This window comes from Streptomyces sp. NPDC046308, from assembly GCF_055588065.1.
Genome location: NZ_JBVJFB010000009.1, coordinates 308,142 through 327,254, shown reverse-complemented (window position 1 = coordinate 327,254; position 19,113 = coordinate 308,142). Strand labels below are relative to the sequence as shown.

Sequence of the window (19,113 nt, the reverse complement as noted above, 5' to 3'; positions counted from 1 at the left end):
TTTTGAACCGTGGCGATCACGCCGCTGTCGCGGGCGCGCGCCGGGCGCGAATCTGGTGGCGAACGAAAGGGACATCGCTCATGACTCGCATTGCCATCAACGGATTCGGCCGCATCGGGCGCAACGTGCTGCGCGCGCTCCTCGAGCGCGACAGCGACCTCGAGGTCGTCGCCGTCAACGACCTGACGGAGCCCGCCACCCTCGCACGACTGCTCGCGTACGACACCACCTCCGGCCGGCTCGGCCGCCCGGTGACGGTCGACGGGGACGTCCTCGTCGTCGACGGGCACCGCATCAAGGTGCTCGCCGAGCGGGAGCCGGCGCAGCTGCCGTGGGCCGAGCTGGGTGTCGACATCGTGCTCGAGGCCACCGGCCGCTTCACCTCGGCCGAAGCCGCCCGCGCCCACGTCAAAGCGGGTGCGCGCAAGGTGCTCGTCAGCGCGCCGTCCGACGGCGCCGACGTCACCCTGGCGTTCGGGGTCAACTCCGACACCTACGACCCGGCGCTGCACACGATCGTCTCGAACGCCTCGTGCACGACCAACGCGCTCGCGCCGCTGGCCGCCGTACTGGACGACCTCGCGGGCATCGAGCACGGCTTCATGACGACGGTGCACGCCTACACGCAGGAGCAGAACCTGCAGGACGGCCCGCACCGCGACCCGCGCCGTGCCCGCGCCGCCGGTGTCAACATCGTGCCGACCTCGACGGGTGCCGCGAAGGCCATCGGCCTGGTGCTGCCGCAGCTCGACGGGAAGCTCTCGGGCGACTCGATCCGCGTCCCGGTCCCGGTGGGCTCGATCGTCGAGCTGAACACGACCGTGGCCCGTGACGTGACGCGCGAGGAGATCCTGGAGGCGTACCGCGCCGCAGCGGCGGGTCCGCTGGCCGGCGTGCTCGAGTACTCGGACGACCCGCTGGTGTCCTCCGACATCACGGGCAACCCGGCCTCTTCGATCTTCGACTCGGAGCTGACCCGTGTCGACGGCCGCCACGTGAAGGTGGTCGCCTGGTACGACAACGAGTGGGGCTTCTCGAACCGCGTGATCGACACCCTCACGCTCCTCGCCACCCGCTGAGCCGGCAGCACTCACGGGTGGAGCTCCGGCCGGCCGCGCGTGCGGCCGGCCGGAGGGGCGCACGCGCCTGATAGCGGGGTGCCCGGCGTGCGTCAAGCCACGGGATTCAGGGACGTGACCGTGCGGGGCGGGGCGGGGCCTACTGGACGTTCCCCCTTCACACCTCGAACCCGGGAGCTTCCATGACCCACCTCCTCCGCACCCCGCGCTTCTTCGCCCTGGCCGCCTCGACCGCCGTGATCGCGGCCGGCGCGCTGGTTCCGACCAGCGCGTTCGCCGCCGCCCCGGCGACCTCGCACGCCGCCGTGTCCGACGACCGCGTCGTAGCCCCCGATGACCGGGGCGGCAGCGACAAGACGGGCAACCTGCTGCTCGCACGCACCGGCGGTACCTCCCTCTTCGGCGACGCCGCCGATGCGGAGGCGGGCACTGACGCGGGCGACCACCTCGAACCGTCCAAGGGCCATACCTGGGTCTGTTTCGCCGCCCCCTGCGACGACCCGTGGGCCAAGCCCGCCCCGGACACCCCCTCCGTCCCGGATGTCCCGGACATCCCGGGCTTCCCCGGTGTTCCCGGGTTCCCGGATGTTCCCGACCTTCCCGGCCTGCCGCACTCCGGCGATTCGACGATTCCCCACGCGTGACGCCGGCACCACGGTTCGCCGCGGTACGGGGCCGCCACCCGTCCGGTGGCGGCCCCGTACCGCGTCCGCGTCGCCGGTGCTGCGACCGGCAAGGTGTGCCGGCCACAGCACTAGAACTCCCCGTAGCGCATGCGCCCCAGGGCCGTCATCGGCCGGTCGTGGGCGGCGACCGGGGCCGGGAGGCACGTAGAGCCGGTCAGGTAACGGTCCACGGCCGCGGCGACCGCCCGGCCCTCGGCGATGGCCCACACCACCAGCGACTGGCCGCGGCCGGCGTCGCCGGCGACGAACACTGACGGCGCCCTTCCGCCGCCCGCCGCGAAACCGGCGTCCCGCGCGAAGTTGCCGCGCTCGTCGAGCTCCAGCCCCAGCTGCTCGCGCAGGCCGCCGGCCCGCTCGGGGCCCGAGAAGCCGAGGGCCAGCAGCACCAGGCCCGCCGGTATGACGTGCTCGGTGCCGGCCAGGGGACTGCGGGCCACCGGCTCGACGGCGGTCAGGTGCAGCGCCCGTACCCGGCCCGAGGCGTCCCCCTCGAAGCGCAGGGTGGCGGAGGAGAACAGCCGGGGGTCGCGGCCCTCGCACCCGCGCGCCTCCTCGTGGGCGTGGGAGATCCGGTACGTCTTCGGGTACACCGGCCAGGGCTCGCCCTCGGTCCGGTCCGCGCCGGGCTCTGGGTTGATGTCGAGCTGGACCACGGAGATCGCGCCCTGCCGCAGGGCGGTCCCGAGGCAGTCGGAGCCCGTGTCGCCGCCGCCCACGATGACGACGTGCCGCCCCTCGGCGGTGACGGGCGACACCGCGTAGTCGCCCTCCCGCACCCGGTTGGCGCAGGTCAGGTATTCCATGGCCTGGTGGATGCCGCGCAGTGCGCGGCCGGGTACCGGTAGTTCCCGGCGCTCGCCGGCGCCGATCGCGACGATGACGGCGTCGCACCGGTCGCGTAGTTCGGCGGCGCTGGTGGCGGCCGCCGCGCCGCTGCCCTGTGCCGCTCCTCCGATGTCGGCGCCCGTGACGAACACCGTGCCCTCGGCCCGCATCTGCTCGATCCGGCGGTCCAGGTGGATCTTCTCCATCTTGAACTCGGGGATGCCGTAGCGCAGCAGTCCGCCGATCCGGTCGGCCCGTTCGTGGACCGTGACGCCGTGCCCGGCCCGGGTCAGTTGCTGCGCCGCCGCGAGTCCGGCCGGTCCGGAGCCGATGACGGCCACCGTCTTGCCGCTCTGTCGCTCCGGCGGCCTCGGGGTGAGGTAGCCGCGCCGCAGGCCCTCGTCCGCTATCGCCTGCTCGACGTTCTTGATGGTCACCGGGTCCGCGTTGATCGTGAGGACGCAGGCGTCCTCGCAGGGGGCCGGGCAGAGCCGGCCGGTGACCTCCGGGAAGTTGTTGGTCGCGTGGAGCCGCTCGTAGGCCGCACGCCAGTCGCCGTGGGCCGCGTAGGCGTTCCACTCGGGTATGAGGTTTCCCAGGGGACAGCCGGTGTGGCAGAACGGAATGCCGCAGTCCATGCAGCGGTCGGCCTGCCGGGAGACGAGCGGCAGCAACGCCTGGCCGGCGTGGACCTCGCGCCAGTCGCCCAGCCGTTCCTCGACGGGACGGGCCGGGACGGCCTCGCGGGGGATCCTCAGGAAGCCGAACGGATCGGTCACGCGCCGCCTCCCTGGATCGTGGGCGACGGGGCACGGCGCGGGCGGCGCACCCTGCTCCTCGTACGCGCATTCTGTGGCGGTTCGACCAGGTTACGCCGCCTTTGCCGGAGTGTTCCGGACGAACAGAACGGGGTGAACGGCCGGGTGCGGAACGTGACGACCGATCCGTGCGCGGCGGCGCGGGTGGCGGCGCGGGCGGGGCGGACCGCCGCCGGCTGTGTGTAGCCCGCCAGGCCCGCCTCGGTGCGACCGGGACCGGGGGGCTGGGACAGGGCGCCGGGGATGAAGGTGAACCGCTGCCGGCGGGTGCGCTCCGGGACGAGCGCGCCGCCCGCGTAGCCCCGGATGAAGGCGGTCAGGTCCTTCGGCGTCGAGACGATGCCGCCCGCCGCCCAGGCGCCCGAGGCGCTGATGGCCTCACTGACGTCGACGGGTCCGGTCTGCGGGTCGATCTGGTAGCCGTGTAGGAAGGGCACGGGCAGCCGGTAGCCCGGGGGCCGGCTCGTGTCGCGCAGGCCCAGCGGCTCGTAGACGAGCTCGCGCAGCAGGGCTTCGTACCGGTCGGCGGACAGTTCCCGGCTGAGGGAGGATCCGGGCGCGGGGGTGCGGTCGGCTCCCGCCTGCGCGGGCTGCACGGTGGCGCCGAGCAGCGCGCCGCAGACGGCGATGGCGGCGGCGACACGGCCGGGCACGGGCCGGCGGTGGCCCATCCGGCCCCGGCGTGGCGCAGGCCATGCGGACACCCAGCCGAGCACCCTTCTATTCATTGCAAATTCATGAATAGAACCTCACATTCGAAGGCCATAAGGGGAGTTCAATCTACGATCCATCCATCGCCTGTTCGACTCTTCCTCTGCACATGGATCACACAATGATTTCTGCACTCCCGCGCCGACGTACCCTGTTCGCCGCATCCACCGCCACCGTCCTCGCCCTCCTCGTGTCCGGCTGCGGCGTCGGCGGCGGGGACGCCCACCGCATCCGGGTCGGCGTCTCCGGCGACTCCCCCGAGTGGGACGTCCTCGCCAAGGAGGCCAAGAAGGAGGGCCTGACCGTGGAGACGGTCGTGTTCGACGACTACTCGCTGCCCAACAAGGCCCTCAGCGCGGGCGACATCGAGCTCAACGCCTTCCAACACCTGGTCTTCCTCGCGCAGTCGAACACCGAGAACAAGACCGACATCGCCCCGATCGCCGCGACCACCGTGGTCCCCCTCGGTCTCTACTCCGGCAAGCACAAGCAGCTCGCGGACCTCCCCGACCGGGCCGAGATCGCCCTGCCCAACGACCCCGCCAACCAGGGCCGCGGACTGCGCGTACTGGAGCAGGCGAAGCTCATCGAGCTGCGCGAGGACGCCGGCCTCTTCGCCACGCCCGACGACATCACCGCCAACCCCAAGCACGTCAAGCTCACGCCGGTGAACGCCCAGCAGACCCCCCGTACCCTCAAGGACACGGACGCCGCGATCATCAACGACGGCGTCGCCGAGCTCGCCGGCATAGCCGCCGACACCGCGCTGTTCAAGGACGACCCCGCCGCCCCGCAGTCCGTCCCGTACCTGAACGTCATCGCGGCCCGCTCGGACCAGAAAGACAACGCGGACTACCGGAAGGTCGTCGAGCTGTACGCCTCCCAGGCCGTACAGGACGAGGTCCGCCGCACCAGCAACGGCACCGCGCACCACGTCGAGCTGCCCGCCGCCGACCTCCAGGCCGAGGTCGCCCGCATCCAGAAGCAGCTGAAGCGATGATCGCAGCCGTGGAACTGCGCGACGTCCGCAAGGAGTTCCCGGGCGGGGCGCGCGCCGTCGACGGAGTCACCCTCTCCGTCGAGGCGGGCACCGTGTTCGGGGTCGTCGGCCACAGCGGTGCGGGCAAGTCCACCCTGCTGCGTCTGGTCAACGGCCTGGAGGTGCCGACCTCGGGCAGTGTCCTGCTCGACGGGCAGGACCTCTCCGCCCTCGGCGAGCGCCGTCTGCGCCCCGTCCGCCGTGACATCGGCATGATCTTCCAGCAGTTCAACCTCTTCCGTTCGCGCACCGTCCTGGGCAACGTGCTCTACCCGCTGCGCCTCGCCGGGATGGACCGTGCGGCGGCCCGGGCCCGCGCCGAGGAGACGCTGGACTTCGTCGGCCTCGCCGGGCACGGAAAGCGCTACCCGGAGCAGCTCTCGGGCGGCCAGCGCCAGCGCGTCGGCATCGCCCGCGCGCTCGCCACCCGGCCGAAGGTCCTCCTGTGCGACGAGGCGACCTCCGCTCTCGACCCGCAGACCACGGGCGAGGTACTGGCCCTGCTGAGCCGCGTCAACCGCGAGCTGGGCGTCACGATCCTGCTCATCACCCACGAGATGGAGGTCGTACGGACGCTGTGCGACCGCGTCGCGGTCATGGAGGACGGCAAGGTCGTCGAGAGCGGCGAGGTGTACGAGGTCTTCGCGCGGCCCCGCCACGCGACCACCGCCGCCTTCGTCCGCTCCGCCCGTCACAGCGAGCCGGACGAGGAACTCCTGGAACGGCTGCGCGCCCGCCACCCCGGCCGGCTGATCACGCTGCCGGTGGCCGACGGCAGCGCCTCGCTGGACGGCCTGTCGGAGCTCCTGCACGTCCACGGCGTCGAGTTCACGTTCGTCCACGGAGGCATCGCCGAGGTACGGGGACGTCCCCTGGGCAGCGTGACCCTGGAACTGCGCGGCGAGGCGGCCGCTGTCGACGCGGTCGTCGCCGCGCTCTCGGTGCCGTACCTCGCGGAAGCGGGTGCCCGGTGAAGGCCGACTGGAGCACGTTCTGGCCCAAGGTCCTCGACGCCACCGGCGAGACCGTCTACATGGTGCTGATCACCCTGGCCCTGTCGACCGTCGGCGGACTGGCGGTGGGGCTCACCCTGTACGCCACCCGCAAGGGCGGTGTCCTGCCCAACCGGATCGTGCACACGGTCCTGGGTCTGCTCATCAACATCATCCGGCCCGTCCCCTTCATCATCGCGATCGTCGCGCTCGCCCCGGTCACGCGTGAGGTCGTCGGCACGATGATCGGGACGAACGCCGCGATCTTCCCGATGACGGTCGTCGCGACGTTCGGGGTGGCCCGCATCGTGGAGTCCAACCTGCTGTCCGTGGAACCCGGTGTGATCGAGGCGGCGCGCTCCATGGGCGCGAGCCCGCTGCGGATCCTGCTCACGGTCCTCGTCCCCGAGGCGCTCGGACCACTCGTGCTCGGACTCACCTTCATGCTCGTCGCGCTGATCGACTTCTCGGCGGTGGCCGGCACGGTCGGCGGAGGGGGCGTCGGCAACCTGGCGATGACCTACGGCTACCTGCGCTTCGACACCTCCGTGATGGTGGTGACGGTGCTCGTGCTGATCGCACTGGTCCAGTCGGCGCAGCTGCTCGGCAACGTGGTGTCCCGCAGGGTGCTCCGCCGCTGACTCCGTGCGCGGGCCCGGCCCGGAAGGGCGCCGACGGGGACGTCGGCGCCCGGGGCGATCAGCCGAACTGCGCGGTGATGCGCTGCAGCGGAACGAACTTGAAGTTCTGGTTGCCGCTGGTGCCGGGGGCGCCGTTGGAGCCGTCCTGGCAGACGAACACCCCCTGGGGGAAGGCGGGGTCGAGGTTGGCCGCGGTGGCGTCGATGCCGTCGGTGTCCTCGCAGTCGTCGGCCGCGGTGCCGTTGGAGACGGAGAAGGGTACGACATGACCGGCGCCCGCATCCAGAGGATCACCGGCCACTACGGCAACAACGTCGACCTGCGGTGTGTGAACGGCAGTTGAACCGGCCGCGGCCTTGTCGCCGGGCCGGCCGGGCACCGCAGGACGAACCCTCCGGCGTCCGACGCTCCGCGCGGTAACCATGCCGGCGCGGCTCGGACATCGCCCCACGGCAGCGCCGCCGACCGGCAACGAGCCCTGTCCGTACGGCTCTTGCGGCATCGCCCCGAAGCCGGTTCCCCTCGGCCAAGACCCTCGGAAGCCCCATGAGCGACCCGATCGGCATCCGTCTGCGCTTCGCGAGCGAGCAGCACGGGCGGGGCCCCCTCCACTACGCGGCCACGCTGGCGGACGGCACGGTCTCGAGATCTACCCGGCCCGCCCCGACCGCGAGACCGGTGCCCTCCGACTGGGACTCGCGCTCACCAGCGCCGCCGCCACCCCACTGCTCACGCCCGGCCACCGTCTGCTCGCGGCCCCCGAGGGCCGGACCTCGGCCTCCGGGCGGCCTGACCAGGACGCACGGGCGATCCGGGCCGCGTAACCCGCGATCTTGTCCGGCGTTGGTCCCCCGGGGCCGCCGGCCCCGAGGGACATCTCACCAACCAGCCGAACCGCATCCGCGCCCGCGTGTGGAGCAGCAACGGCTGGAGCGTCAACACCAAGGTCGAGGACGTCTCCACGTACAGGACCCACCGGGACCAGGCCTGCCCACAGGGGCGCTTCCCCGCGGGCACCCGGATCTGCGCTGAAGGCTTCCGCGGGGACGCCAGTGTGGGGCTGCCCTGCGTCACCATCACCGGCTGACCACCTCGGGCGCCTCGGGCGCCTCGCCCGCGCCGGATCCGACGACACGGCCGTCGCGCAGTTCCACGACGCGGTCCGCGAGTTCGATCAGGTTCGGGTCGTGGGTGGCGACGAGGATGGTGACCGATTCACTGCGCACGACCGCACGCAGCAGTTCCATGATCGAGCGGCCCGTCTCCGAGTCGAGCTGGCCCGTGGGTTCGTCCGCGATGATCAGGTCGGGCTCGTTGGCCAGGGCGCGGGCCACCGCGACGCGCTGCTGCTGGCCGCCGGAGAGCTCGCCGGGACGCTGCTCGGCGTGGTCCGCGAGTCCGACGAGGGCGAGCAGGGTCCGGGCGCGCTCCTCGCGCTCTTTGGCCGGCATCCGGCGCAGTCGCATCGGGACGCCGACGTTCTCCGCGGCGGTGAGGACGGGTATCAGGCCGAAGGACTGGAAGACGAAGCCGATGCGGTCGCGGCGCAGAGCGAGCAGGTCCGTCTCGTCGAGGGACGCCAGGTCGGTGCCGTCGAGCGTGATGCGGCCGCTGGTGGGGGCGTCGAGGCCGCCGACGAGGTTGAGCAGGGTGGTCTTGCCGGAGCCCGAACGGCCCCTGAGGGCGGTGAGTTCGCCGCGGCGGACCTCGAAGGACACGCCGCGCAGGGCGTGGACGGCCCGGGGGCCGGTGCCGAAGCTGTGGTGGAGGTCGTCCACCACTACGATCGGGGTGGTGGTGCCTGCCCGGGCCGCCGGTACCGCGGTCGTCACCGGTTCCTGCTGGTGGTCACTCATCGTCTGTACTCCCCCGTCGAGTTGTCCGCGTCGTTCGCTTCATCCGCGTTGTTCGCGTGGTCCGCGTCGGCCGTGTGGAGCGCCCGGCCCGTCGGTCCGCACCCGCTCCCGTTGCAGCTTTCTGATCGCATTTGCGCACCTGCCGCACCAATCACGCAAGCCCCTTCCCTCTCTGGCTCGAATCTGACAGCATCGTCCGCTATCCGGTACCGAAGGTCCGGACGGGGGAGGGAATTCAACACGTGCTCGGCTTCGTCGTGCGCCGGCTGCGCGGGCGATGGCCGCTCGCCGTCGCCGTACTGCTCACCGTACTGATCACCGCGACCGCTCTGACCGCGCTGACGGCATTCACCCGGGGCGTGGAGGAGGAGGGGCTCCGGCAGGCCCTGACCGGCTCGGAACGGGCCCGGACCACCGTCGTGGTCACCAGTGGCCATCCGGCCTCCTCCCGCGCCAAGGACGACGAGTCCCTCCGGGCCTACGCGGACGAGGTGTTCGGGCGGCTTCCGGTCACCACCGAGAGCGTGGCCCGCAGCCGTTCCTACGGTCTGCCCGGTGCGGCCGCTTCAGGCCACGACGCCGACCTGACGCTGCTCGCCGCGCTCGGCCGGGAACACGTACAACTGCTGGCGGGCCAGTGGCCCGCGCCGGTCACCGCCACCGGCACCGGGAGCCCGGCCGCACCGATGCAGGTGGCCGTCCCGCGCGCGGCACTGGCCCGGCTCGGCCTGGCCGAGTCCGCGCTGCCCGCACCGGTCCGGCTGGACGACCGCTTCGACGGCGCCGCGCTGACGGTGCTGGTCACCGGCGTGTACCGGGCCTCCGATCCGGACGCCGGGTACTGGCGGCTCGACCCGCTCGGCGGCCGGGAGGTCCAGTCCGGCTCCCTCGCCACCTACGGCCCGCTCCTGGTGGACGACAGCGCCTTCACAGCCGGTGGCCTCCTGCAGAACTACCGCCTCACGCTGCTGACCCCGGACCTGCGCACGGTCCGCGCCTCCGAGGCCGAGGCCGTCCGGACCGCGGCGAAGCCCGCCGCGGCCGGCCTGGAGCGCACCACCTCCCTCCGCGCTGCCACCGAACTGCCGCAACTGCTCACCGAGTTGGACTCCGGGATGCTCGTCGCCCGGTCCACCCTGATGGTGGGCGCGCTCCAGCTCGCCGTCCTCTCCACCGCGGCACTGCTCCTCGTCTCCCACATCCTGACCGTGCGCCAGGAGCCGGAGCGCGTCCTTCTCACCGCGCGCGGCGCCTCCCGCCGGCGCCTCGGCGCGCTCGGCGGGGCCGAGTCGCTGCTGCTCGCCCTGCCCGCCGCCGTCCTGGCGCCGCTGCTCACACCGCCACTGCTGCGCCTGTTCGGGCGGTTCGGACCGCTCGCGCAGGTCCACCTGGAGATCCCGGACACCTGGCTGGTCTGGCCGGTCGCGGCCGGCTGCGCCCTCGCCTGCGTCCTGCTGACGACCCTGCCCTCCGTCCTGCGTGGTGCCTCGGCCGCGGTCCTGCGCCGCGCCGGCGGCAGGCAGGCCCTGGTGACGGGCGCCGCCCGCTCGGGCCTGGACCTCGCCGTGATCGTCCTCGCGGTCCTCGGCTACCAGCAGCTGTCGCAGTACGGAGGTACGGACACCCGGGCGGCCGACGCACCCGCCGACGGCGGGCTCGGCGTCGACCCGGTCCTGGTCGCCGCCCCGACCCTGGCCCTGTGCGGGGGCACGCTGCTGGTCCTGCGGCTGCTGCCGTTCGCGGCGCGGGCCGGCGGACGGCTGGCGGCGCGCGGCCGGAGCCTCGGCCCGGCCCTGTTCGGCTGGCAGCTCGCCCGACGGCCCGGCCGGGCCACCGGCCCCGTGCTGCTGCTCGTCCTCGCCGTCTCCAGCGGGATCCTGGCCCTCGGCCAGCACACCGCATGGTCCGAGTCCCAGCGCGACCAGGCCGACTTCACGACGGCGGGTGGCCTGCGGATCTCCGGGAGCAGCATGGCCCCGATGGGCCAGGGCGGACGCTACGGGGCACTGCCGGGCGCGGACCGTCTGATTCCGGTGGTCCGCCGGACGCAGCCGCTGCCCGGCGGGGGCACCACCGATGTCCTCGCGGTCGACGCCGCCAAGGTGGCCGAAGGCGTACCGCTGCGCGCGGACCTGCGCGGCGGCCGCGGGATGCGGGAGCTGTTCGCCCCGCTCGCCGCGCAGGGCCCGGACGCCCCGGCGGGGTCCGCGGCCGGCGGCGCGGCCGCAGCCGCCCCCGCGCAGGCTCCCGGTGTCGCGCTGCCCGGCTCCCCCCGCCGGATCGAGCTCGGCGTGACGGTACGGTCCGCCGGCACGAGCTGGGCGGCCGTGAGCCTGCTGCTGCGCGACCGGTTCGGAGCGACCCACGGGACGCCCTCGGTCACGCTGCCCACCGGTGGCGACGCCACTCTCGCCTTCCCCCTGGACACCCTGACCGGTGCGCCGATCGGTTCGGCCGCGGCCCCGCTGACCCTGGCCGGGATACGGCTCTCGTACGCCGGGGACGAAGGCCCCGCCGGCGACGGCAGCGAACTGACCGTGCGCCGGATCGGCGTCTTCGACACCGCGGACGGCGCGGCGACGCCGGTGGCCGCGCCCGGATCCGACGCCACAGGCTGGAAGTCGGCGCCCCCGCAGGGACCCCGCAGCCTGCGGGCCCCAGCGCTCTCCCCGCTGCCGGCCGGTTCCACGGACCACCTGCAGGTGCGGTTCTGGGGCGGCGCCGGCACCGACAAGGGTGTCAGCGCCGTGCTGTTCCCGGCGCCCGCCGCCCCGGCACCCGCCGCGGTCCCGGCGGTCGCCACCACCGGCTACCTGCGGTCCATCAGCGCCTCCGTGGGTGCGACCGTCCCCGTCACGCTCGACGGCGCGACCGTCCCGATGCGGATCACCGCCGCCGTCGACTCCCTCCCGGTGGTCGGACGGTCGGGGCTCGCCGTGGACCAGAGCGCGCTCGGCCGGTACCTGGTGGAGTCCGTCGGCCAAGTGCCGGCCCCGCCCACCGAGTGGTGGCTGCCCGCCGCCTCGGCCGCCGATCCGGGTCCGGCCCGCGCGGCGACCGCGCTGCGCGCGGGGTCCAGGACCGAACGCGTCGAGCTGCGTGAGGAAATCACCGCGCGGCTGCTGGAGGACTCACTGAGCGCCGGCCCGCAGAGTGCGCTGGCCGCCCTCGCCGCCGCGTGCGCGGTCCTGGCCGCGATCGGTTTCGCGACGTCCAGCGCCGCCGAACGGCGTGTGCGCGGACGGGAGTTCTCGGTCCTGCTCGCGCTCGGCACCCCCCGGCGGTCGCTGGCCCTGGCGTCGGCCGCCGAGGGCGGGGTGCTGATCGTCGTCGGGACCGCGGTCGGGACCGGACTGGGTGTCGCCCTCGTCCACCTGATGGCGCCCCTGGTCGTGCTGACGCCCGCAGCCGGGCGGCCGTTCCCGCCCGTACGGGTGGACCTGCCGTTCTGGCAGACCGTGCTGACGGCCGCCGCCATCGCCGCCGTTCCCCTGCTGTCGGCCCTGCTCAGCGGCCCCCGGGGCCGCGACATCGCCGCCCGGCTGCGTCCCGTGGAGGAGATGTGACCACCCTGCCGCCGTCCGCCACCCCGCCGCCGGCAGCCGCCCCGCGGTCCGGGCCGCGGTCCGGACCGCGGTCCGCGCCCTGGGTCAGGACCCGGTTGCGGGCGGCTCCCCTCGGCACCCTGCTCGCCGCCGCGCTGGCGTTCGTCGCCGTCCTGCTGGCCGCCGCGCTGCCGCGGGCCCAGGACCGGGGCGCCGACCAGGCCCTGCGGTCGTTCCTGTACCGCAGCGGGCACACCAACACCAGCCTGCAGGTGACCGCGCCGGCCCCGGTGGGCGGGCAGAGCGCCGACGTCCTGGACGGGACGCTGAAGAGCCTGCTGTCCCACACCGGAGGCACCTTCCGCGTCGACCCGGAGGCGGTGGTCCACGGCACGCGGACCACCAAGCGGCAGCCGCTGCTGAATCCGGAACTCTCCCGCCCGTCCGGCTTCCCGCCCGCGATGTCCCTGCTGTACGTGCAGGAGGCCCCGGCCCACGTGAAGCTGGTGGAAGGGCGCTGGCCGAGCGACGCTCGCCCGCCCGCGCGCGCCTCCGAGGGCGCCGCCGCGTACGATCCGCCGCTGCAGGTCGCCCTCTCGCAGCGCGCCGCCGAAACCCTCGGCGCCCGTCTCGGATCCGTGCTGAGGAGCGCGCCCCTGGTCGACGGCACGCCGTCCGTGGAGGTCGTCGGCCTCTACGCGGTACCCGACCCGTCCGAGGACTTCTGGGTGGGTCTCGACTGCCTCCCGCGCGCCTGTGAGCACTACAACGGGGAAAACCTCTCCTGGCACGTCGACGCCCTGATCGGCGCCGGGGACCTCGGCCGGTTGGACGTCTGGGGCGACACCGCCGAGGACTTCTGGCGGCTTCCGGTGGACGTCGGCAGCCTGCGGGCGGACCGCCTCGACGCCACGGCGAAGGAGATCGCCTCGTACGTGGCCGGGCCCACCGCCGCCGCCCTCACGCGGGAGACCGCCCGTCCGCGGCTGCGCACCACCTCGTGGCTGCCCGAACTGTTCAAGCAGGCCCACGACCGCAGACAGGCCGCGGCGCCGCTCGCCCTGATCGGACCCGCCGGGGTCGGCGGGGTCGCCTTCGTGGTCCTGTGCCTGGCCGGCGCGCTCGCCGGGGACCGCCGCGACGCCGAGCTGCGCCTGCTGCTGGCGCGCGGCGGCTCGCGCGCCGGCATCGTCGGCCGGCTCCTCGGGGAGGGAGCCGCCACCGTGCTCCCGGCGGCGGCCGCCACCGCGCTCGCCGTACTCCTGTTGCCCACGCCCCGGCTCGCACCCGCGCTGCTGTCGGCCGCGGTGGTCGCCGTGCTCGCGCTCCTGGCCTTCCCCGTACGGGCGGCCGTACTGCTGACACCGGCGCGTCCGGCCGGGCGGTGGCGCAGGCCCGTGGCCGAGCTGCTCGTCCTCGTCGCCACGGCCGCCGCCGTACTGGAGGTCCGCCGCCGCGGGGTGGCCCCGGCCGGCAGCGACCCGGACCCGCTGCTGATCGCGGCTCCGCTGCTGCTCGCGCTGTGCGGCGGGCTGCTGCTGGCCCGCCTGCAGCCGGTCGTGACCGGCTGGCTCGCACGGGCGGCCGGCCGCCGCTCCGGGCTGATCGGCTTCCTCGGGCTGGCGCGAGCCGCCCGGGGTACGGGGGCGGGCGGCAGGCGGTCCCGGGGCCGCGGCTTCCCCTCCGTCCTGCCGATGGTCGCGCTGCTCCTCGCCATCACCACCGGCGGATTCGGGGCCGCGGTCCTGGACTCGGTGGACGCGAACCGGCTGGGCGTCGCCCGGCTGGCGGTCGGGGGCGACGCGGCGATCACCGCGTTCGGGAAGGCCTCGCTGCCGGCCGGACTCGCGAAGGCCGCCGGCGAACTGCCGGGCGTACGCACCTCGGTGCCGCTGTGGACCGACCACGACTCCTCGATCCTCGGCATGACGCTGCGCTCCAGCCAGACCTCCGTGATCGTCGCGGAACCGGCCGCCTACGCGGAACTGTCGCGCGTCCTCGGCTGCGGCTCCTTCGACCCCGCCCTGCTGGCCGCGGGCGGCTCGCGGTCCGCCGACGCGCCCGTGCCCGCGCTGTTCAGCGCCGGGCTGGCACGGCTGGCGGGCCCGGGCACCTTCACGGTGCGGCCCGGCAACGGCGGAGAGGTGAAGGCACAGGTCGTCGGCGTGATCGACTGCACCCCGGCCCGTCCCGCCCGGGACGCCGCGACCGTCGTCCTGCCGGCGGGCCCGGCGACGGCCCTCGTCGGCGCCGACCAGCCGAACCAGTGGCTGGCCCTCGGTTCCGTGGACGGGGACCGGCTGCGTGAGCTGGTCCGGGCAGCGCTCCCGCCGACGTCCTCGGCCCAGACCTCGTCCCCGGCCCAGACCTCGTCCTCGTCCTCGTCCCCGTCGCCGCCGCCGTCCCCGGCAGGCGCCGCGGGTCAGGATCCGGCAGCCCCGGCACAAACCGCCGACGACGTGTATCCCGTACGCACCAGTGCGGAGGCCGTCGCCGAGCTGGGGGCCGATCCGCTGCAGCGGTCGGCCGAGCGCCTCTTCTGGGCGTCCGTGGCGGGAGCCGCCGGCTTCGCGCTGCTGGCCGTTCTGTTGACGCTGATGCGGACCGTCCCCGAACGTGCGGCGCTGCTGGCCCGGCTGCGCACCATGGGGCTGCGCCGCCGCCAGGGCGTGGCGCTGATCCTCGCCGAAACCCTGCCGCAGACCCTGGCCGCGACGCTGGGCGGGGCCCTGGTGGCGGCGGCCGCGGTGGCGTTGCTGGGCCCGGCGATGGACCTGTCCACGTTGGTCGGAGCGAGCGTGCCGACCGGGGTACGGCTCACCGCGGCGCCCGTACTGACCCAGGCCCTGGGCCTGGCCGCCCTGGTGGCCGCGGCCGTGCTCGTCGAGGCGGCGACATCCGGGCGACGGCAGATCACCACCGAGTTGAGAGCGGGAGACCAGCGTTGAACACCGACCAGCCGACGTACGAGGAGCTGCGCCGCCGGGCGACGGCCGCCGCGGAGCCGCGCACCCCGGCGGTGGACGCCGCGATCGCCTGCGACCGTCTGGTCCGGATCTTCAGCACGGACGGCATCGAGGTGCAGGCCCTGCAGGGGCTGGAGCTGACGGTCGCCCAGGGCGACCTGGTGGCGCTCGTGGGCGCCTCGGGCAGCGGCAAGTCCACCCTCCTGAACATCCTGGCGGGCCTGGACGTCCCGACGGCGGGCAGCGCGGCGGTCGCCGGCTACGACCTGCTGGAACTCTCGGCGCGGGACCGGCTGCGCTACCGGCGCGAAGCGGTCGGCTTCGTCTTCCAGCAGACGGCCCGCAACCTGCTGCCGTTCCTGACGGCGGCACAGAACGTCGCGCTGCCGATGCAGTTGAAGGGTGGCGGGTCCCGGCGCGGTGCGGGCGCGCGCCGCGCCGCCCGGGTCGCGGAGATCCTCGACGCCCTCGGTATCGGTGACCTGGCGCACCGGCGCCCGGCGGAACTGTCCGGCGGCCAGCAGCAGCGCGTCGCGATCGCCGTGGCGATGGCGAACGACCCACGGGTGCTGCTGGCCGACGAACCCACGGGCGAACTGGACTCGGAGACGGCCGCGGCGGTCTTCGAGGCCTTCCGTACGGTGAACAAGGAGCTCGGCGTCACCGTGGTCATCGTGACGCACGACCCCATGGTGGCGGGCGAGGTCCGGCGCACCGTGGCGATCCGTGACGGCCGCACCAGCAGCGAGGTCCTGCGCCGCCTGGTCACCGACGAGCACGGCGAGGAGTCGATCAGCGAACGCGAGTACGTCGTCCTGGACCGTTCCGGCCGCGTCCAGCTGCCCCCGAAGTTCCTGGAGGCCCTGGGCATGGAGCACCGCCTGGCGGTCGACCTGGCACCGGACCACATCGAGCTCCGCCCGGACCGCGGTTAGCGGGGCGCCGGTGCCGGCGATGTGCTCGGCGGGGACGTGCCCGGCCCAGCGCCGGACCGCTTCGGCCCCGGGCGGGACGGGCTGATGCGCGAGGCAGTCGGGGGCCGGTACCGCGTTGTCGAAGGGCTCGACGGGAGCGCGCACGACCGCAGGACGCCAGAACTGGCCCGTGGTGTCAGTGCGGCGCCGGGGCGGCCCGTACGGACAGGGAGCGCGGAGCGGCGGCCGGCTCCGCGGGGAGCCGGAGCGGACGGGCGCCCGGGGTGATCGAACCGAGCACGCGGGGGCCGTCGGCTCCGGTGCATCCGGGAGCGTTGCCCGGGAGGCCGTGCAGGGTGAGGTACCCGAGGACGGCGAACGCGTACGCCTCCTTCGCCGCGGCCGGCAGCCCGAGCTCCTCCGAGGTGCGCAGCGCCGTGCCGCCCAGTTCGGCGCGGAGCATGCCCGTCAGCGTCGGGTTGCGCACGCCGCCGCCCGACGCGTAGACCTCGGTGGCGCCCAGCGGCCGCAGCGCGTCGGCGACGGTCCGGGCGGTGAGGCGCGTGAGCGTGGCGACCAGGTCCTGCGGCGGGAGCGTCCCGAAGCCGGTCAGCCGGGAGCGCAGGTAGCCCCCGTGGAACAGCTCCTTGCCCGTGGTGCGCGGCGCGGGCAACCGGTAGTACGGCTCCGTGAGCAGCCGTTCCAGCAGCGCCTCGTGCACTCGTCCGGCGGCCGCGAGCGCACCGTCCTCGTCGTAGGCGAGCCGCCCGCCGGTCACCTGACGCACCGCCGCGTCGATCAGCGCGTTGCCCGGGCCGGTGTCGAACGCGACGGGGTCGCCGTACCGCGGCACCACGGTGACGTTGGCGATGCCCCCGATGTTCAGGGCGGCCGGCACACCGGGCCGGCCGCGCAGCAGCATCAGGTCGATCAGGCTCACCAGCGGCGCGCCCTGGCCGCCGGCGGCGACGTCCCGCGGCCGGAAGCCGGAGACGACGGTGCGGCCGGTGGCCTCGGCGATCCACGCCGGTTCGCCGAGCTGGAGAGTGCCGTGGACCCGCCCGTCCGCCACCCAGTGGTACACGGTCTGGCCGTGCGAGGCGATCAACTCGGCCCGTGCGTCGCATAGTTCCCGGTCAGCGCGGACGGCGAGCCGGCCGAAGGCCTGTCCGATGTGCGTGTCGAGGCGGCAGACGTCGGCGAGCGTGGTGACGGAGGGCGGCAGGGCCGCCGCGAGCGCGTTCCGCAGCCCGGCCGGGTACGGCTCGCTCACCATGCCCAGCGGGGTGAGGTGCAGGGTGTCGTCCCCGGCCGGGACCTCCAGGTCGCAGGCCGCGGCGTCGACGGCGTCGTACGAGGTGCCCGACATCAGGCCGACCACCCTCATCGCAGGGGCTCCCGGTGGTCGTTCCCGCGCAAGGTCAGGACTGCGAGTGAGCTGATGGCGCAGGCGCCGGCGGCGTAGTAGGCGGGGATGTCGGTGTCTCCTGTCCGGGCGGTCAATGCGGTGATGACGAGCCCCGCGCAGCCGGAGAACACCGCGTTGGCGAGGGCGTAGGCCAGCCCGAGGCCGGTGCAGCGCACTCGTCGCGGGAACATCTCGGCCAGCATGGCCGGCCCCGGTCCGGCCAGCAGTCCGACGAGCGCGCCCGCCGTCAGCACGGCCGCGGCCCGGGCCTGCGGGGAGGCGTCCGGGGACTGGAGCAGGTGCAGCAGCGGGAAGGCGAGCAGGGCGATCCCGAGCGCGCCGCCGAGCATGACCGGGCGCCGCCCGTACCGGTCGCTGAGCAGCCCCGCGGGCAGGATCGAGGCGGCGAACCCCAGATTGACGAGCGTGGTGGCCAGGAGGGCGCTCCGGAAGGAGGCCCCCCGGGTGGACTGGAGGTAGGACGGCAGCACGACGAGGAAGGTGTACCCGGCCGCCGACCAGCCCATGATGCGCCCGATGCCGAGGACGACGGCCCGGGCCTGCACCCCGCCGCCGGGCGGTACTTGGCCGCCGCGGGCCCCGGGCGGGGTCTTGGCCGCGGGCTCCGTGGGGGGTTCCTCCAGCGCGGTGCGCAGCCACAGCGCGACCGCCCCGAGCGGCAGGGCCAGCAGGAACGGGATCCGCCATCCCCACGCGTACAGCGCCGGGGCGGGCAGGACCGTTGCCAGGGCGGCGGCCGTGCCGGCGCCGGCCAGCAGGCCGAGGGCGACGGTGAAGGACTGCCACGCACCGTAGAGGCCCCGCCGGCCCGGTGGCGCGTACTCCGCCAGCAGGGACACCGCACCGCCGAACTCCCCGCCCGCGGAGAGGCCTTGCAGTACGCGCAGGAACGTGAGGAGCCAGGGAGCGGCCGGACCGATGGCCTCCCGGGTGGGGAGGAGGCCGATCAGGGTGGTGGCGAGCGTCATGAGGCCGACGACGAGGACGAGGGTGGGCCGTCGGCCGAGACGGTCGCCGAGGCGGCCGAAGAGCAGCGCGCCGACGGGGCGGAAGAAGAAGGCGAGGGCGAACGAGGCGTACGTGACGACCAGCGCCTCGACACCGCTTCCCGGTCCCGCGCCGGTGCCCGTTGCCGCGTCCGTGGGCGGGGTGAAGAAGTTTGCCGCGATGACGGTGGCGAAGCAGCCGTAGACGCCGAACTCGTACCACTCGACGAGATTGCCGGCCGAACCGGCGAGCAGCGCCCGACGGGCAGCGGCGCGAGGCGGTGGCGCCGGGAGCAGTTCGGTCGAGGTCACCGGAGCTGAGTTCCCGTTCGGCGGTGGCCCGATGCCTCGTCGCGGCGCGGTTCAGTCGTATGTGCCGGGGAGTTGAAGGACCGGTTCCGAAGGTGACGGATTCGGACGGTGTTTGAACGGCGGCCGGAAGTCATGCATAACTATTATCTCGAATCGAATGGAAATTCGTGACAATTCGCGCCGTGTCCGAGACCGCCGGACGCAGCGTGTCGGAGAAAACTGGTCCGCCGTCAGAGCCAAGCCACGACGTATTCCACCGAGAACAGGACCGGACCGCTGATCTGAGCCGAACTGCCGCCTGACAACCGATTGCG

Annotated in this window: 15 protein-coding genes; 9 read left to right on the top strand and 6 right to left on the bottom strand. The window is 74.1% G+C overall.

Annotation, left to right across the window (positions count from 1 at the left end; genetic code table 11):
• The first annotated feature begins 80 nt into the window (after nucleotides 1-80).
• Together gap and ACZ6JT_RS31300 are read left to right on the top strand one after the other, a co-directional pair.
• Complete coding sequence (gap, locus tag ACZ6JT_RS31305) at nucleotides 81-1,079, top strand: type I glyceraldehyde-3-phosphate dehydrogenase (RefSeq protein WP_469214928.1); 999 nt, start codon at nucleotides 81-83, stop codon at nucleotides 1,077-1,079.
• 182 nt (nucleotides 1,080-1,261) lie between these two features.
• Nucleotides 1,262-1,723 carry a hypothetical protein gene (locus ACZ6JT_RS31300; RefSeq protein ID WP_469214926.1) on the top strand — a complete coding sequence of 154 codons (462 nt, stop codon included), beginning with the start codon at nucleotides 1,262-1,264 and terminating at the stop codon, nucleotides 1,721-1,723.
• Nucleotides 1,724-1,833: 110 nt separating this feature from the next.
• Here the strand turns inward: ACZ6JT_RS31300 and ACZ6JT_RS31295 are convergent, their stop codons facing one another.
• Both ACZ6JT_RS31295 and ACZ6JT_RS31290 read right to left on the bottom strand, forming a co-directional pair.
• Entirely contained in the window at nucleotides 1,834-3,369 is a 1,536-nt protein-coding gene (locus ACZ6JT_RS31295; protein WP_469214924.1) for a glutamate synthase subunit beta, read from the bottom strand.
• Nucleotides 3,366-4,061 carry a serine hydrolase domain-containing protein gene (locus ACZ6JT_RS31290; protein WP_469214922.1) on the bottom strand — a complete coding sequence of 232 codons (696 nt, stop codon included), beginning with the start codon at nucleotides 4,059-4,061 and terminating at the stop codon, nucleotides 3,366-3,368. The genes ACZ6JT_RS31295 and ACZ6JT_RS31290 overlap by 4 nt, the downstream gene beginning before the upstream one ends.
• Before the next feature lie 179 nt (nucleotides 4,062-4,240).
• On the opposite strand from ACZ6JT_RS31290, the gene ACZ6JT_RS31285 reads away from it, so the two are divergent.
• From ACZ6JT_RS31285 to ACZ6JT_RS31275, 3 genes are read left to right on the top strand one after another with little or no spacing between them, the layout of a single operon-like run.
• Nucleotides 4,241-5,119 carry a MetQ/NlpA family ABC transporter substrate-binding protein gene (locus ACZ6JT_RS31285; protein ID WP_469214921.1) on the top strand — a complete coding sequence of 293 codons (879 nt, stop codon included), beginning with the start codon at nucleotides 4,241-4,243 and terminating at the stop codon, nucleotides 5,117-5,119.
• Entirely contained in the window at nucleotides 5,116-6,132 is a 1,017-nt protein-coding gene (locus ACZ6JT_RS31280) for a methionine ABC transporter ATP-binding protein (protein WP_469214919.1), read from the top strand. The genes ACZ6JT_RS31285 and ACZ6JT_RS31280 overlap by 4 nt, the downstream gene beginning before the upstream one ends.
• Nucleotides 6,129-6,791 (top strand): methionine ABC transporter permease, encoded by a 663-nt coding sequence (locus tag ACZ6JT_RS31275; RefSeq protein WP_469214917.1) that lies wholly within the window; start codon nucleotides 6,129-6,131, stop codon nucleotides 6,789-6,791. The genes ACZ6JT_RS31280 and ACZ6JT_RS31275 overlap by 4 nt, the downstream gene beginning before the upstream one ends.
• Nucleotides 6,792-6,849: 58 nt before the next feature.
• On the opposite strand, the gene ACZ6JT_RS31270 is transcribed toward ACZ6JT_RS31275, so the two are convergent.
• A complete protein-coding gene (locus tag ACZ6JT_RS31270) occupies nucleotides 6,850-7,092 on the bottom strand; it encodes a phytase (RefSeq protein ID WP_469214915.1) in 243 nt (80 codons plus the stop codon).
• Between the two features lie 609 nt (nucleotides 7,093-7,701).
• Here ACZ6JT_RS31270 and ACZ6JT_RS31265 point away from each other — a divergent pair.
• Nucleotides 7,702-7,878: a hypothetical protein gene (locus ACZ6JT_RS31265; protein WP_469214913.1), complete on the top strand. Its 177-nt coding sequence runs from the start codon at nucleotides 7,702-7,704 to the stop codon at nucleotides 7,876-7,878.
• Here ACZ6JT_RS31265 and ACZ6JT_RS31260 read toward each other — a convergent pair.
• Complete coding sequence (locus ACZ6JT_RS31260; protein WP_469214911.1) at nucleotides 7,868-8,647, bottom strand: ABC transporter ATP-binding protein; 780 nt, start codon at nucleotides 8,645-8,647, stop codon at nucleotides 7,868-7,870. The two genes, ACZ6JT_RS31265 and ACZ6JT_RS31260, sit on opposite strands and share 11 nt — an antisense overlap.
• Before the next feature lie 242 nt (nucleotides 8,648-8,889).
• Between ACZ6JT_RS31260 and ACZ6JT_RS31255 the strand changes: the two genes are divergently transcribed.
• Genes ACZ6JT_RS31255 through ACZ6JT_RS31245 form a run of 3 tightly spaced genes read left to right on the top strand, consistent with a single transcriptional unit; the run spans nucleotide 8,890 to nucleotide 16,093 of the window.
• Nucleotides 8,890-12,213: an FtsX-like permease family protein gene (locus tag ACZ6JT_RS31255; protein WP_469214909.1), complete on the top strand. Its 3,324-nt coding sequence runs from the start codon at nucleotides 8,890-8,892 to the stop codon at nucleotides 12,211-12,213.
• Nucleotides 12,210-15,140: a hypothetical protein gene (locus ACZ6JT_RS31250; protein WP_469214907.1), complete on the top strand. Its 2,931-nt coding sequence runs from the start codon at nucleotides 12,210-12,212 to the stop codon at nucleotides 15,138-15,140. The genes ACZ6JT_RS31255 and ACZ6JT_RS31250 overlap by 4 nt, the downstream gene beginning before the upstream one ends.
• The gene (locus ACZ6JT_RS31245) at nucleotides 15,137-16,093 is read left to right on the top strand and encodes an ABC transporter ATP-binding protein (RefSeq protein WP_469214905.1); all 957 of its coding nucleotides are present in this window, start codon (nucleotides 15,137-15,139) and stop codon (nucleotides 16,091-16,093) included. The genes ACZ6JT_RS31250 and ACZ6JT_RS31245 overlap by 4 nt, the downstream gene beginning before the upstream one ends.
• 175 nt (nucleotides 16,094-16,268) lie before the next feature.
• Here ACZ6JT_RS31245 and ACZ6JT_RS31240 read toward each other — a convergent pair whose 3' ends face one another.
• Both ACZ6JT_RS31240 and ACZ6JT_RS31235 read right to left on the bottom strand, forming a co-directional pair.
• Nucleotides 16,269-17,459 (bottom strand): anhydro-N-acetylmuramic acid kinase, encoded by a 1,191-nt coding sequence (locus tag ACZ6JT_RS31240; RefSeq protein ID WP_469214903.1) that lies wholly within the window; start codon nucleotides 17,457-17,459, stop codon nucleotides 16,269-16,271.
• Nucleotides 17,456-18,799, bottom strand: coding sequence for an MFS transporter (locus ACZ6JT_RS31235; protein WP_469214901.1), 1,344 nt, complete (start codon nucleotides 18,797-18,799; stop codon nucleotides 17,456-17,458). Before ACZ6JT_RS31235 ends, ACZ6JT_RS31240 begins: the two co-directional genes overlap by 4 nt.
• Nucleotides 18,800-19,113: the final 314 nt, after the last annotated feature.

What these genes read in the sequence shown, in the direction of transcription:
- ACZ6JT_RS31240 (WP_469214903.1), bottom strand. Translation starts at nt 17,459, where the DNA reads ATGAGGGTGGTCGGCCTGATGTCGGGCACCTCGTACGACGCCGTCGAC.
- ACZ6JT_RS31260 (WP_469214911.1), bottom strand. Translation starts at nt 8,647, where the DNA reads ATGAGTGACCACCAGCAGGAACCGGTGACGACCGCGGTACCGGCGGCC.
- ACZ6JT_RS31285 (WP_469214921.1), top strand. Translation starts at nt 4,241, where the DNA reads ATGATTTCTGCACTCCCGCGCCGACGTACCCTGTTCGCCGCATCCACC.
- gap (WP_469214928.1), top strand. Translation starts at nt 81, where the DNA reads ATGACTCGCATTGCCATCAACGGATTCGGCCGCATCGGGCGCAACGTG.
- ACZ6JT_RS31300 (WP_469214926.1), top strand. Translation starts at nt 1,262, where the DNA reads ATGACCCACCTCCTCCGCACCCCGCGCTTCTTCGCCCTGGCCGCCTCG.
- ACZ6JT_RS31280 (WP_469214919.1), top strand. Translation starts at nt 5,116, where the DNA reads ATGATCGCAGCCGTGGAACTGCGCGACGTCCGCAAGGAGTTCCCGGGC.